The sequence below is a fragment of the Flavobacterium araucananum genome (genome assembly GCF_002222055.1).
Classification (GTDB): Bacteria; Bacteroidota; Bacteroidia; order Flavobacteriales; family Flavobacteriaceae; genus Flavobacterium; species Flavobacterium araucananum.
This window is the reverse complement of record NZ_MUGS01000014.1, coordinates 50,248-65,096: the sequence shown is the minus strand read 5'-3', so window position 1 is coordinate 65,096 and position 14,849 is coordinate 50,248. Positions and strand designations below refer to the sequence as shown.

The window sequence follows — 14,849 nt, the reverse complement described above, 5'->3', positions numbered from 1 at the left end:
GTGAAAATTCACGATATTTGCATCTCTAAAAAATCTACTTAAAAAATAATAATTACACAATTATGGGAATGAATAAAAATACCGTTTTAGGATGGGCTACTTTTATAATGGTACTTATGGGATTGTTACTTATAGGTCTTGGCGCTTTTAGATACAGTGATGTTTCAGGCTGGGGATTTGTAGCAGTTGGAGTTGGTTTTTTTGCTAATGCCTGGGTTTTCAATGCTTTAAAAGGCAGGGTTTAATCTTATTCAATGTTAATTGCAATACAAATCAATAAAAAATAATTAATTAAAATTAAAAATAAATAGAATGTCAGACGATAAGAAAGTAATTTTCTCAATGCAAAAATTGAGCAAAACCTATCCGGGAGCAGACAAGCCAGTGCTTAAAAATATTTACTTAAGCTTCTTTTACGGTGCTAAAATTGGTATTCTTGGACTTAATGGTTCAGGAAAATCTTCACTTTTAAAGATTATTGCAGGAGTTGATAAAAACTATCAGGGAGATGTTGTGTTTCAACCTGGTTATACTGTAGGGTACTTAGAGCAGGAACCAATTCTTGATGATTCTAAGACTGTTATCGAAATTGTTCGTGAAGGAGCTGCTGAAACTATGGCAGTTTTAGAAGAATACAATCAAATTAATGATTTATTTGGTCTTCCGGAAAATTACGAAGATCAGGATAAAATGGATAAGTTAATGGATCGTCAGGCAGCTTTACAAGATAAAATTGATGCTCTTGGTGCCTGGGAAATTGATACCAAACTAGAAATCGCAATGGATGCTTTGCGTACGCCAGAAGGTGATACGCCTATTAAAAACCTTTCAGGTGGTGAGCGTCGTCGTGTTGCTTTATGTCGTTTGTTGTTGCAACAACCTGATGTATTGCTTCTGGATGAGCCTACCAATCACCTTGATGCTGAGTCTGTTTTATGGTTAGAACAACATTTAGCACAATATGCAGGAACTGTTATTGCAGTAACGCACGATAGATATTTTCTTGATAATGTTGCGGGTTGGATTTTAGAGCTGGACAGGGGAGAAGGTATTCCGTGGAAAGGGAATTATTCTTCATGGTTAGACCAAAAATCAACCAGAATGGCACAAGAAGAAAAAGTAGCTTCAAAACGCAGAAAAACTTTAGAACGCGAGTTGGACTGGGTTCGTCAGGGAGCCAAAGGCCGTCAAACGAAGCAAAAAGCACGTTTACAGAATTACGATAAATTATTAAACGAAGATCAAAAACAACTGGATGAAAATCTGGAAATCTATATCCCGAACGGTCCACGTTTAGGAACAAATGTTATCGAGGCTAAAAATGTTGCCAAAGCTTTTGGAGATAAATTGTTATATGATAATTTAAATTTTACATTGCCACAAGCAGGAATTGTTGGAATTATTGGGCCAAACGGTGCTGGTAAATCTACTATTTTCAAAATGATCATGGGAGAGCAAAAAACTGATAGTGGTGAATTTTCAGTTGGTGATACTGTAAAAATCGCTTATGTAGATCAATCACACTCTAACATTGATCCAAATAAATCTATTTGGGAAAACTTTGCTGATGGTCAGGAATTAGTAATGATGGGCGGTAAGCAAGTGAACTCAAGAGCTTATTTATCACGTTTCAACTTTGGTGGAGGTGAGCAAAATAAAAAAGTTTCAATGTTGTCTGGTGGAGAACGTAACCGTTTGCACTTAGCAATGACATTAAAAGAAGAAGGAAACGTACTTTTACTGGATGAGCCAACGAATGATCTTGATGTAAATACACTTCGTGCACTTGAAGAAGGTTTAGAGAATTTTGCAGGTTGTGCTGTAATTATTTCTCACGACAGATGGTTCTTAGACAGAATTTGTACACACATTCTTGCTTTCGAAGGAGATTCTGAAGTATACTATTTTGAAGGAGGTTTCTCTGAATACGAAGAAAATAAGAAGAAACGTTTAGGTGGTGATTTAACTCCAAAACGTTTGAAATACAGAAAGTTGATCAGATAATTTTCTAATATTTTTCAATTTAAAAATCCCAAATTCCAAATTGTAATAGATTTGAAATTTGGGATTTTTTTGATTAGAATTTAAAGAAACTTAGCCTTCAATTCCGGAGTAGGAATCATGCAGCTTTCTTTTTTGCCGTACCATTTATAACGATTTTTAGCAATATAATCGTAAATATAATTTCGAAGTTTTTCAGGGAAAATTCTAAAAATAGAAATTAAACTATAAAATCCATTCAGGTTTTTTGCAATTTCAAGAGCTGCCGAAGATTTATAATAATAGGCCACACCTGGATTATACAAAATGATGCTGTCAATTTTATTTTGATCAACACCTATATAGTTACAAATCCCGATTCCTAATTCTGATTGTAAAGCAACAAATCTAAAAATATCATTTTTATCCTTTTTTATGATAAACTGAATTGCACCATTGCATAAATTACAAACACCATCGAAGAGGATTATTTTTTTGTTCGTTGCTGTCTTTGCGAGGAACGAAGCAATTTCACTTTGTGTTTTCATGTATTATAAATTGCTTATTTTAGTTTGATTGCTTCGTTCCTCGCAATGACGTGTGTTATGTCTTTGCGAGGAACGAAGCAATCTCACGATGTATTTCTATACAGTAGTTACATAATCATTATATTTTCAATTTCTTCAAATAAATCTTTCCAAGTTGGATTAATTGATCGAATCAAATCGTTTTTGGCTTCTCTATAGCCTGCTTTAATTTGTTTTTCTCTTGTTATTCCATCTCCGATCCATTGAAATTGTTCGTAGTAAACCAAAATGTTTACATCATAACGAGCAGAAAATGATTTTGGATATTTTTTATTTTTATGTTGTAGAATTCTTTGTGGAAGATTCGAAGTTACACCAGTGTAAACTACAGTTTGATATTTATTGGTTATAATGTAAACAAAACCTGGCTTCATTTTTATTTATTTTTTAAATTTTCATTGCAAGAACAAAGCATTATTATTTACATACTGCATTTGCTCATATTAGTGAGGTTTCTTCGTTCCTCGCAATAACAAAACTAAAGAATAAAATTTAAATATAAGATTTTTACTACTATTACTTTTGTTTATTTAAAAAGTAAAATCAATAATTTTTATAAATCAAAAACGACTTTCATAAATTATTTTTAAGCCATTTTTATAAAATATCCATCTTCTTAATTGTCTTTTTAAAAATCTTTGTTAAAATCGCTTTATTTTAATTTTCAATGAAATTTAAGCTTTTTTAAAACTGAAAACTGCCACTGCAACTGAAAACTTATTTCTTAGCAGCTTCAACTAATTCCAATTCATCCAAACTTACTTTTGAAGTAAAGATGCCGTAATTTACAGTTGCTTTATTTTTTTCGATAGAATCAATACTGCCTACAGATCTCCCGTCGAGCATTCTTACTCTGTCACCAATTTTTAAGATTGGTTTTGGTTTTTCGATAACAGGTTTGAGTTTCTTTTCTTTTTTCTCTTTTCGGATTTCTTCAACCTGAACCGTTACTTCGGCAATAACTTCTTTTTTCTTTTCGATTATGGCTTTGGTTTCTTTTGGAGTTGCCTTTTTACGTTTTGAATTTTCAATTTCAATGATTTTCAAAAATTCGCCAATCAATTCTTTTTTGTTTTTATTGTTGAAATATTTCTCGGAGATATCCTCAATTTTTTGACCAATATAAATTGTCTTCTGGTTACTATCGTATAGTTCCTGATAGCTTTCCAGTTTTTGCTTGATTTTTACATTGATGCCTTCCATCTTTTTACTTTCTTCACGCGCTCTTGTTTCTTCTTCTTTTAGATTGATAGAAGTTTTTTCAAGCTTGGAACGTTCTTTTTGTAAGGTTGCAATAGTTTTATCAAAACGAACTTTCCCAACTTCAATTTTCTTTTTGGCGCGATTTATTAATCCAAACGGAATACCATTTTTCAATGCAACTTCAAAAGTAAAGGAACTTCCTGCCTGGCCTAAAGCCAATTTATACATTGGTTCAAGAGATTTTTCATCAAACATCATATTTGCATTTGTGGCAAAAGGCAATTCGTTTGCCAGAATTTTCAAATTAGAATAATGTGTGGTGATAATTCCAAAAGCTTCACGATGATAAAATTCTTCCAGGAAAATTTCGGCCAAAGCTCCTCCTAATTCCGGATCAGAACCCGTACCAAATTCATCAATCAAAAACATAGTTTTTTTATTGCACTTCTTCAGGAAATAATTCATGTTTTTTAAGCGATAACTATAGGTGCTTAAATGATTTTCGATAGATTGATTGTCTCCGATATCTGTTAAAATTCGATCAAACAAGAAAGTTTCGCTACGTTCATGAACCGGAATTAACATTCCGGATTGCAACATCAATTGCAATAAGCCAACTGTTTTTAGCGAAATTGTTTTTCCTCCGGCATTTGGACCTGAAATTACAATGATTCGGTTATCTTGCTTTAGTTCAATAGTCTGAGGGTGTGTAATTTCGTTTTTTTGTTTGTTATTCAAGTACAAAATCGGGTGATAGGCTTCTCTAAAAAATAACCTTCTTTCTTCTGTAATTGTGGGTAGGATTCCATTTATTCTGTTGGCATATTTTGCTTTTCCGGCAACAACATCAATATCACTTAAAAAATCCTGATACTCAATTAGTATTGGCAAAAATGGACGAATAGAATTCGATAATTGTTTTAAAATTCTGGTAATTTCTTCTTTCTCTTCATACTCTAAATTACTTAATTCACGAGAATATTGAAGTGTGGCTTCCGGTTCGATATAAGCGATACTTCCGGTTTTTGAAGTGCCTAAAATTGAACCTTTTACCTTACGACGATACATGGCTAAGACTGCCAAAACTCTACGGTTTTGAACAAAACTTTCTTTAATATCATCTAAGTAACCAAGACTATTATTGTGGGTAAGGGCAACTCCAAAACTTTGATTTACTTTGCCTCTCACAATATTCATATTCTGGCGAATACTCAATAAAGCCGGGGAAGCATTGTCTTTTATCTCGCCATATTTATCTACAATAGCATCTATTAAGGTAACAATATCTTTGGTATATTCTACTCTTGAAGCTCTTGCGTTTAAGTTGGGATAATAGTCATCGAATTTTTTAAGAAAATTCAATAAAAAATTTGATGTCGACGAAAGTGTCGCTATTTTTCTAAAACTGCCTACTTCAAGGAAACTGTCTTCAATTGCCAGAAATTTTATTTCATGCGTTATGGCGTCAAATCCATGATTTGGAATTGCGTTGTTATTTTCAAAAGACGAAACATACTCAGATGTTTGCATCAAAGCCTGCATCAAAGTTTCTTTGTCTCTAAAAGGTGTTATATGTAAAGCTTTTTCTTTTCCTATATCTGTATTACAGCCAGCTGAAATAGTTTCGAGAACTGTTGGAAATTGTAAATCTTGTAATGTTTTTTCGGTAATGGATATCATTTAATTTCTTTAACAAAGTACACACAAAAGTACGAAAACATAATCATTGAATTCTATAAAGTTCAGGTCTAAATTTTATTGGGTGCTAAATATGATTTCAATAAAAAAATTCCGAGATTAGCATAAAAAAAGTATGGAAGTGAAAATGCATGATTCCTGGAAGCCAGTTTTAAAGGCAGAATTTGAGAAACCGTATTTCGACGAATTAATTGATTTTGTAAAATCTGAATATGCAACAAAGGTTTGTTATCCAAAAGGGAGTCAGATTTTTTCAGCTTTTGACCACTGTCATTTTGATCAGGTTAAAGTTGTAATAATAGGTCAGGATCCTTATCATGGTCCAAATCAGGCAAATGGCTTATGTTTTTCTGTAAACGATGGTGTTTCATTTCCACCATCACTTCATAATATTTTCAAGGAAATTGAAAGCGATTTAAGCAAATCGGTTCCTAGAACGGGTAATATGGAACGTTGGGCAGATCAGGGGGTTTTTCTTCTAAATGCTACTTTAACCGTTAGGCAATCTGAAGCCGGAAGTCATCAGGGCAAAGGATGGGAAAAATTTACCGATGCAGTAATTAAACAAATTTCTGCTGAAAGCGAAAATGTTGTTTTTTTACTTTGGGGAGGTTTTGCTCAAAAAAAAGCAACACTAATTGATTCTTCGAAACATTTGATTTTAAAATCAGGACATCCGTCACCTTTAAGTGCTAACAGAGGATTTTGGTTTGGTAACAAACATTTTAGTCAAACAAATGTTTTCTTAAAGTCAAAAGGCATTAAGGAAATCGAATGGTAACGAAAATATAAAATCATATAATTGATATAAGTCAAATATAAGATTGGTTTAAATTATAATTTCTACAAAAAAGAATCATTTCGNNCGAAATGATTCTTTTTTGTATTATTCGTCTAAAGGCTTTTTAACAATCTCGTCTAAAACAGCTTTATTTTCGTAGTTAATTACTTTTAAAATAATTTCCTGATTTTTAATTGTTTTTCCTTCAATGATATAAAGTTTTCCTTTTTTGAACGGAACATTACTTTGATCAAAATCAACATCTCCAAATTTCAAAGTATTTTTGATATCACTGGTATCGACCCATTTTTCATTTAAAGTCTGAATTGCTTTATCAGAATATTGAAACGGTTTAGTTCTTAGATTGTTCAAAACCCGGGCATTTGGAAAATAGTTACAACGGGTATCTTTTCCGCTAAAAACAAGGGCTACAAAAAAGCACCCCATTATAAGACCCACTAAATAATAAGCAAAACGATGTACGAACTTCATGAAATAATTTTTTTGCAAAGGTACATTAAAGTTCCCTTAAAATACAAGTAAATTAATGTCGTTATCAGGCAAATCAAACCATTCGCCAATTGCTTTATTGGTTAGGATCCCGTGATATAAATAAATTCCGTTTTTTAATCCTTTATTGCATCTGATAGCACTTTCTAAACCACCATCTTCTGCAATTTGAAGCAGGTAAGGGGTTAAGATGTTACTTATTGATAATGAGGCGGTTTTAGAATATCTTGACGGGATGTTTGGTACACAATAATGTAAAACATTGCTTTTGATAAAAGTTGGTTTTTCATGAGTAGTAACTTCAGAGGTTTCAAAACATCCTCCGGTGTCAATACTTACATCAACAATTACGGCACCTTTTTTCATGTGTTCCACCATAGTTTCTGTCACAATAATGGGACAACGCTCTTTGCCGCGCATCGCACCAATTGCGACATCACAACGTCTCAAAGCTTTTAGTAATGCTTTTTGCTGAACTGTAGAAGTAAAGATTCTCTGGTTTAAATTATTTTGTAAACGACGTAATTTAGTGATCGAATTGTCGAAAACTTTAACATTTGCGCCTAGACCAATAGCAGTCTTAGCAGCAAATTCACCAACTGTTCCGGCACCTAAAATAACAACTTCGGTAGGAGGGACCCCGGTAATATTTCCAAATAATAGTCCTTTTCCAAATTCATCCGTAATCATTAATTCGGCAGCAATAAGTATAGATGCTGTTCCTGCAATTTCGCTTAACGATTTTACAGCAGGATAAGATCCGTCTTCATCTTTAATATATTCAAAGGCAAGTGCAGTAATTTTTTTTTGCGCCAAAGCTTCAAAATAAGATCTCTTTTTTGTCTTTAGCTGAATGGCAGATATAATAATCGTTTCGGGATTAATCATCTCAATTTCAGCTAAGGTTGGCGGCTCAACTTTTAGTAACATTGGGCAGCCAAAAACTTTTTTGGTATCTTTTGTTACTTCAGCTCCGGCGTCTGAGTATTCTTTGTCTGAATAGCTGGAACTTTCTCCGGCCCCGGATTCAATCATAACCCGGTGACCTTCGTAAGTAAGTGAATTTACGGCATCCGGGGTCAGGCAAATACGACGTTCCTGGTAACTTGTTTCTTTAGGTATTCCTATAAAAAGTTCGCTTTTGAATCGGCCAATTTCAAGTTTTTCTTCTTGTGGCAACAATTGTTGTTTCGTAAATGGAGTTAAGGTGATTGACATGGGTTGTGCAAAAATTAAGAGTACAAATTACGTAAAAAGTTTTAAAGTAAGTTTATATATATGTTACAATAATTATAATTTTTAACAAGGTTTTTATAAAGCAATTTCAAGGGCATAATTAATACATTTAGTCATCGTAAGCATTAATATAAACTTTTGTAGGATAAGTAGTTGCGTGAAAAAAGGTAAAACGGGTATAAATAAAAGCATTTTCGGCAGATTCTTTTCCTGTCCAGTGTTTTCCGTTAATGCTAAATGTGATTTTGTTATGATTGGCATCAATTTGAGCAAAATAAAAATCTAAACTTTCCATTTCTTTTAGAATTTTTATAGTTTGAGGGTCGGCTACAAGATTATTTTTTGTTTCAAATGTATCTGATTTTGTTTGGTTCATCGCTACAATTAATTCTTTAATTGAAAAGTAATGCGTCATCAAAAAACCGGATAAATTAAAATAGATCCAATGTGAATAAAAACAAATAAGAATTGAAATAAAAATTCTGGCGAAAAGATTCTGTCGTTTGTAAAGCAAGATTAAAATAATCTCAATAGTCACGATTATTATCCCTGTTATTTGATTCCAGAAAAAGAAGGGCAGAATTAGCAGAACAGTTAAAAGAAGAAAAATAGTTTTCTTTAGCATTGAGTTATAAATAAGACATTATTTTCTCCTTTTTTAAGAAATTTTAAAAAGCCAAATTTCGTATATGGGGCAAAAACCCGCAGAGTTTTCATGTCAGTTTTAATTCTCTTTTCCCATCTGCCAATAACTCAATTGTAATAACAGAAGTTTCTTCAGGAAGTAAATTTATAATTTTTTCAGACCATTCTATAAAACACCAATTTCCGGAATACAAATAATCATCAACTCCCATATCAAGTGCTTCGGTTTCTTTGTTTAATCGGTAAAAATCAAAATGATAAACTATTTGATTGTTAATGGTATAGTATTCATTAACTAAAGAAAAGGTTGGGCTGCTGGTAGCGCCTTCTACACCCAGGTTTTTGCATAATTGTTTGATTAAAGTAGTTTTGCCAACACCCATTTCACCATTAAAAAGAATGATTTTCTTTGGGTTTTGTGCCAGGATTTGTTCTGCTACTTCTTTGATCTGATCTAATGAAAAAACGATATTCATTTTTTTTAAAGTTACAAAGGCTCAAAGAGGCAAAGGTTCAGAGGTTTTTCCTCTTTGAGGCTTTGGTTTATATTATTCTTTTTATGTTTTGTTTTGTCACGAATTTCGCTAATTAAAAAATATTTTAAAAATAAATTCGCGCTAATTAGTGAAATTCGTGGCAACTTTTTTACTGAAAACTGCGACTGAACACTCTTTATTTCGGATTAAATACCAGAAACGGAATAATCATTTCTTCTAATGAAATTCCCCCATGCTGATATGTATTTCTATAATAACTTACATAATGATTGTAATTATTTACGTAGGCTAAAAAGAAATCGTTTTTGGCGAATATAAACGAACTACTCATGTTTATGGCAGGCAAACCAATGTCTTTAGGTTCTTTTACCACATAAACGTCTTTTTGCTCGTAAGTCAGACTACGGCCTGTTTTATAGCGCAAATTTAAACTTGTATTTTTATCTCCAACTACTTTTGATGGATTTTTTACATTAATTGTACCGTGATCCGTGGTCAGAATTAATTTGAAACCTAAAAGTTGTGCTTGTTGAATGATTTCTAAAAGCGGAGAGTTTTTAAACCAGCTTAAAGTCAATGAGCGATAGGCTTTATCATCTGAAGCAAGTTCTTTTACTACATCCATTTCTGTTTTGGCGTGGGATAACATGTCTACAAAATTATAAACAACTGTTACCAAATCGTTGCCTTTTAAGGCTTTGAAATTTTCGGCTAGTTTTTTTCCGCCGGCATAATTGGTTATCTTAAAATAATCTTCTTTAATGTTTAAACCTAAACGTTTAAGTTGTGCTGTTAGAAACTCAGCTTCATACAGATTTTTTCCGCCATCTTCGACATCATTTTTCCAGTATTGCGGAAATTGTTTTTCCATTTCTGTTGGTAATAAACCAGAGAAAATAGCATTTCTGGCATATTGTGTTGCAGTTGGAAGTATAGAATAATAAGGAACTTCTTTTTCTAGTTTGTAATAATTTGCTACTACGGTTTCAAAAGATTTCCATTGGTCGTAACGTAAATTGTCAATTACAACAAACAAAATTGGTTTGTCTTTTTTCTTAAGTTCAGGAACTACCAATTCTTTGAACAGGGTATGGGACTGAATAGGTTTATCTGCTTTTGGAGCGAACCAGTCTTCATAATTTCTTTCAATATATTTACCAAATTGGGAGTTGGCTTCAACTTTCTGAGATTCAAGAATTTCGATCATTCCCTGATCGTTAATATTTTCTAATTCTAATTCCCAGAATATTAGTTTTTTATACAGTTCTACCCAGTCTTCGTAGGAATTGACCATTGCCATTTCCATCGAAATTTTTCTAAATTCTTTTTGATAATCTAAGGTCGTTTTCTCTGAAATCAATCTCGAATGGTCCAGATTTTTCTTTAAACTCAATAAAATCTGATTCGGATTTACGGGTTTTATTAAATAATCGGCGATTTTAGAACCAATGGCTTCTTCCATTATATACTCTTCTTCGCTTTTGGTAATCATAATCATTGGGATTGCTGATTTTTTTTCTTTCATTTCAGAAAGCGTTTCCAAACCACTCATTCCGGGCATATTTTCATCTAAAAAAACAATGTCAAAATTGTCTTCTTCAAATAAAGTTATGGCGTCCAAACCATTGTTACAAGTAGTTACAGCGTAGTTTTTTTTCTCAAGAAACAATATATGTGGTTTCAAAAGATCGATCTCATCATCGACCCAAAGTATTTTTATCTTATCCATAAACGTATTTAATTTTATTGCAATTTAGAGGTATAGAACTTAAAAAGTATTAAAAATAGTATAAATTTCAGAATTATAAATCGTGTTTTTTACATAAAAACTTTTTTCTAATTTAGTATTTGACTGAAAATCACAACATTTTAATATTGATTTTTAAATGAAAAACTCAAAAGTCTTTATAGTTATTTACTTATATTTGTTGACTTAAAAAGAACCAAATAGTGACTCATATCAATAAGTTAAAAATATTCAATGATCCCATTTACGGGTTTATTTCCATCCCGAACGAACTTATTTACGACTTAATTCAGCATCCGTATTTTCAGCGTTTACGCCGCATTTCGCAAATGGGATTATCGTATTTGGTTTATCCCGGAGCCAATCATACGCGTTTTCATCATGCTTTGGGTTGTATGCATTTAATGCAAAAAGCAGTAGAAACACTTCGTTTTAAAGGGGTTGCAATTTCGTCTGAAGAGGAGAACGCTTTATATATTGCCATTTTGTTACACGATATTGGGCATGGACCATTCTCGCACGCAATGGAAAAAAGCATTGTAGAAGATGTCAATCATGAGGCAATTTCGTTATTGTTTATGAATCAGCTTAATGAAGAATTTGACGGAAGATTGAGTTTGGCTATTCAGGTTTTTAAAGGTGATTATCATAGAAAATTCATGTTGCAATTGATTTCAAGTCAGTTAGATATGGATCGAATGGATTATTTGAAACGTGATAGTTTTTATACAGGAGTTGCAGAAGGAAATGTCAATTCTGAGCGTTTAATTCAGATGATGAATGTGGTTGATGGTGTATTGGTAATTGAAGAAAAAGGAATTTACTCGGTCGAAAAATTCTTGCTTTCGAGAAGATTAATGTATTGGCAGGCATATTTGCATAAAACAAGTTTGGTTGCGGAGTTAATTTTGATGAATGTTCTAAAAAGGGCTAAGGAATTAACATTAAAAGGAATTAGTTTGCCTTGCAGCGAGCCTCTTTTGTATTTTATGCAAAATAAAGTTGCTTTAGATAATTTTGATGCTCAGAAATTAGATTTGTTTTCTCAACTAGATGATTTTGATATCATTAGCGCTTTGAAGGCATGGCAAAAGCAGGATGATTTTATACTTTCTACTTTAAGTAAAATGTTGATTAATAGAGATTTATTAAAAATTAAACTGAGTGCCGAAAAAATTCCGGCGGAAGAATCTCAATCTTTGAAAGAAAAATTCGCTAACGATCATCATATTACGCAGTTAGAAGCCGGATATTTTATTTTTAGAGGAAAAATAAAAAACCAAGCTTATAGTAAAGAGGCGGAACCGATACGAATTTTGAAAAAAGATAAAACAATTGAGGATGTTGTAGAAGCGTCTGATCAGCTGAATTTGAAATCGTTATCTAAATTGGTGACAAAATATTACATCTGTTTTCCAAAACAACTTATCTAAAATTAACATTTAAAATCTATTTTTTATATTTTTGTCGCAATGAAATTTACAGCAGAACAAATAGCAGGAATTTTAGAAGGAGAAGTTGTTGGGAATCCCAATGCAGAAGTTTCTCGGCTGTCTAAAATAGAAGAAGGCGAGGAAGGATCGCTTACTTTTTTGGCGAATCCCAAATATATCAATTATATATACACTACAAAAGCATCCGTTACTATTGTTAATGATAGCTTTATACCTGAACAGGATATTACCACAACTTTAATAAAAGTCGAAGATGCTTATGCGTCCTTTTCTAAGCTTTTGCAATTTTACAATCAGGTAAAACTGAATAAGAACGGGATAGAAGCACAATCTTTTATGTCTGAAGGAACTAAATATGGTGAGAATTTATATTTAGGAAGCTTTAGTTATATAGGTCAAAATGTAGTTTTAGGCGATAATGTAAAAATCTATCCTAATAGTTTTATTGGCGATAATGTTGTTATTGGCGATAATGTATATATTTTTGCAGGTGCTAAAATTTATTCGGAAACTATAATTGGTAACAATTGTACGATTCATTCCGGAACTATTATAGGTGCAGACGGTTTTGGTTTTGTACCGGATGAGGAGGGTGTTTACAGTAAGGTTCCTCAAATAGGGAACGTTATTATAGAAGATAATGTAGATATTGGTGCAAATACAACAATTGACAGAGCGACTCTTGGTTCTACAATAATTAGAAAAGGGGTTAAATTAGACAACCAGATTCAGATTGCTCATAATGTAGAAATTGGTAAAAACACCGTGATTGCAGCGCAATCTGGTGTGGCGGGTTCTACAAAAATTGGAGAAAACTGTATGATAGGCGGGCAAGTAGGTATCGCAGGACACTTAATAATAGGAAACAATGTTAGGTTGCAGGCTCAATCAGGAGTAGCAAGAAACATTAAAGATGATGAAACATTGCAAGGATCACCATCACTTGGATATAGTGATTTTAATAAATCGTATGTCCATTTCAGGAATCTGCCTAAAATTGTATCCGAAATTGATGAATTAAAAAAACAAATAATAAACCCAAAAAATGGAAATAATGGTTAAACAGAAGACCATCAAAAATGAAATTTCACTAACAGGCGTTGGATTACATACTGGGAAAGAAGTTACAATGACTTTTAAACCAGCTCCAATTAATAATGGTTTCACTTTTGTAAGAGTAGATTTGCAAGGCCAACCAGTCATTGAGGCTGATGCTAATTATGTTGTTAATACACAAAGAGGTACAAATTTAGAAAAATTAGGTGTAAAAATTCAGACTCCTGAGCACGTTTTAGCGGCTTTGGTAGGATGTGATTTGGACAACGTTATTATAGAATTAAATGCTTCTGAACTTCCTATTATGGATGGTTCTTCAAAATATTTTGTTGAAGCAATAGAAAATGCCGGTATTGAGGAACAAGATGCTAAACGTAATGTTTATGTAGTAAAAGAAGTAATTTCGTTTACTGATGAAACTACGGGAAGCGAGATTTTGGTCATGCCAAGTGATGATTATCAAGTAACTGCAATGGTAGATTTTGGTACTAAAGTTTTAGGTACTCAAAATGCAACCATGAAAAGTATAGCCGATTTTAAAGACGAAATAGCTAATTCAAGAACTTTTAGCTTCTTGCATGAGTTAGAATCCCTTCTGGAAAACGGACTTATAAAGGGGGGAGATTTAAACAATGCTATTGTATATGTAGATAAAGAAATCTCTGAAGCTACAATGGAAAATCTAAAGAAAGCTTTTGGTAAAGACAAAATTTCGGTTAAGCCAAACGGTGTTTTAGATAATCTTACCTTACATTATCCAAACGAAGCTGCAAGACATAAATTATTAGATGTTGTTGGAGATTTGTCTTTGATTGGTGTTAGAATTCAAGGAAAAATTATTGCTAACAAACCAGGGCATTATGTAAATACGCAGTTTGCCAAAAAATTAGCAAAAATTATTAAAATTGAACAGAGAAATCATGTTCCGGTTTATGATTTAAATCTGGAGCCTTTGATGGATATTCATAAAATCATGGCTGTTTTGCCACACAGACCTCCATTTTTGTTGATTGACAGAATCATCGAAATGTCTGATAGTCATGTGGTAGGTATGAAAAATGTTACAATGAACGAAAATTTCTTCGTTGGGCATTTTCCTGAAGCTCCGGTTATGCCAGGTGTTTTAATTGTAGAAGCAATGGCGCAAACTGGTGGAATTTTAGTACTGAGTACTGTTCCGGATCCAGAAAATTATTTGACCTATTTCATGAAAATTGATAATGTTAAATTCAAGCATAAAGTATTGCCGGGTGATACCTTAATTTTCAAATGCGAATTGATTTCTCCTATCAGAAGAGGAATTTGCCACATGCAGGCAAATGCATACGCAAACGGAAAATTGGTAACTGAGGCAGAATTAATGGCTCAAATTGCAAGAAAACAATAATAATTAATCAATTTTATTGTTTACGTTTGTTGCCCAAATTAGATTATTTTAATTTAAAATATAAAACT

General features: G+C 32.6%; 14 protein-coding genes. 6 read left to right on the top strand and 8 right to left on the bottom strand.

Features of this window, described 5'->3' with window-relative positions; all coding sequences use genetic code 11:
* Positions 1–62: 62 nt before the first annotated feature.
* Positions 63–245, top strand: a complete 183-nt coding sequence (locus tag B0A64_RS08880; RefSeq protein WP_057122980.1) for a CAL67264 family membrane protein — start codon at positions 63–65, stop codon at positions 243–245.
* Between the two features lie 67 nt (positions 246–312).
* A complete protein-coding gene (gene ettA, locus B0A64_RS08875) occupies positions 313–2,004 on the top strand; it encodes an energy-dependent translational throttle protein EttA (RefSeq protein ID WP_089479154.1) in 1,692 nt (563 codons plus the stop codon).
* An 80-nt stretch (positions 2,005–2,084) separates the two neighbouring features.
* Here ettA and B0A64_RS08870 read toward each other — a convergent pair whose 3' ends face one another.
* The 3 genes from B0A64_RS08870 to B0A64_RS08860 form a co-directional block, all read right to left on the bottom strand.
* Complete coding sequence (locus B0A64_RS08870; RefSeq protein WP_089479153.1) at positions 2,085–2,528, bottom strand: thiol-disulfide oxidoreductase DCC family protein; 444 nt, start codon at positions 2,526–2,528, stop codon at positions 2,085–2,087.
* A gap of 107 nt (positions 2,529–2,635) precedes the next feature.
* A complete protein-coding gene (locus tag B0A64_RS08865) occupies positions 2,636–2,941 on the bottom strand; it encodes a GIY-YIG nuclease family protein (protein ID WP_089479152.1) in 306 nt (101 codons plus the stop codon).
* A 343-nt stretch (positions 2,942–3,284) separates the two neighbouring features.
* Positions 3,285–5,450 (bottom strand): endonuclease MutS2, encoded by a 2,166-nt coding sequence (locus B0A64_RS08860; protein ID WP_089479151.1) that lies wholly within the window; start codon positions 5,448–5,450, stop codon positions 3,285–3,287.
* A gap of 133 nt (positions 5,451–5,583) precedes the next feature.
* On the opposite strand from B0A64_RS08860, the gene B0A64_RS08855 reads away from it, so the two are divergent.
* Positions 5,584–6,249: a uracil-DNA glycosylase gene (locus B0A64_RS08855; RefSeq protein ID WP_089479150.1), complete on the top strand. Its 666-nt coding sequence runs from the start codon at positions 5,584–5,586 to the stop codon at positions 6,247–6,249.
* Positions 6,250–6,354: 105 nt separating this feature from the next.
* Here B0A64_RS08855 and B0A64_RS08850 read toward each other — a convergent pair whose 3' ends face one another.
* The 5 genes from B0A64_RS08850 to porX form a co-directional block, all read right to left on the bottom strand.
* Positions 6,355–6,741 carry a DUF4258 domain-containing protein gene (locus B0A64_RS08850; RefSeq protein WP_089479149.1) on the bottom strand — a complete coding sequence of 129 codons (387 nt, stop codon included), beginning with the start codon at positions 6,739–6,741 and terminating at the stop codon, positions 6,355–6,357.
* A 36-nt stretch (positions 6,742–6,777) separates the two neighbouring features.
* Entirely contained in the window at positions 6,778–7,977 is a 1,200-nt protein-coding gene (locus tag B0A64_RS08845) for an alanine dehydrogenase (RefSeq protein WP_089479148.1), read from the bottom strand.
* A 127-nt stretch (positions 7,978–8,104) separates the two neighbouring features.
* Positions 8,105–8,371, bottom strand: a complete 267-nt coding sequence (locus B0A64_RS24900) for a hypothetical protein (RefSeq protein ID WP_165769783.1) — start codon at positions 8,369–8,371, stop codon at positions 8,105–8,107.
* A 337-nt stretch (positions 8,372–8,708) separates the two neighbouring features.
* The gene (gene tsaE / locus B0A64_RS08835; protein ID WP_089479146.1) at positions 8,709–9,116 is read right to left on the bottom strand and encodes a tRNA (adenosine(37)-N6)-threonylcarbamoyltransferase complex ATPase subunit type 1 TsaE; all 408 of its coding nucleotides are present in this window, start codon (positions 9,114–9,116) and stop codon (positions 8,709–8,711) included.
* A gap of 196 nt (positions 9,117–9,312) precedes the next feature.
* Entirely contained in the window at positions 9,313–10,866 is a 1,554-nt protein-coding gene (porX, locus tag B0A64_RS08830) for a T9SS response regulator signal transducer PorX (protein ID WP_089479145.1), read from the bottom strand.
* Between the two features lie 221 nt (positions 10,867–11,087).
* On the opposite strand from porX, the gene B0A64_RS08825 reads away from it, so the two are divergent.
* Genes B0A64_RS08825 through B0A64_RS08815 form a run of 3 tightly spaced genes read left to right on the top strand, consistent with a single transcriptional unit; the run spans position 11,088 to position 14,781 of the window.
* Complete coding sequence (locus tag B0A64_RS08825; RefSeq protein ID WP_089479144.1) at positions 11,088–12,317, top strand: HD domain-containing protein; 1,230 nt, start codon at positions 11,088–11,090, stop codon at positions 12,315–12,317.
* 39 nt (positions 12,318–12,356) lie between these two features.
* Complete coding sequence (gene lpxD / locus B0A64_RS08820) at positions 12,357–13,400, top strand: UDP-3-O-(3-hydroxymyristoyl)glucosamine N-acyltransferase (RefSeq protein WP_089479143.1); 1,044 nt, start codon at positions 12,357–12,359, stop codon at positions 13,398–13,400.
* Positions 13,393–14,781: a bifunctional UDP-3-O-[3-hydroxymyristoyl] N-acetylglucosamine deacetylase/3-hydroxyacyl-ACP dehydratase gene (locus tag B0A64_RS08815; protein ID WP_089479369.1), complete on the top strand. Its 1,389-nt coding sequence runs from the start codon at positions 13,393–13,395 to the stop codon at positions 14,779–14,781. The genes lpxD and B0A64_RS08815 overlap by 8 nt, the downstream gene beginning before the upstream one ends.
* Positions 14,782–14,849: the final 68 nt, after the last annotated feature.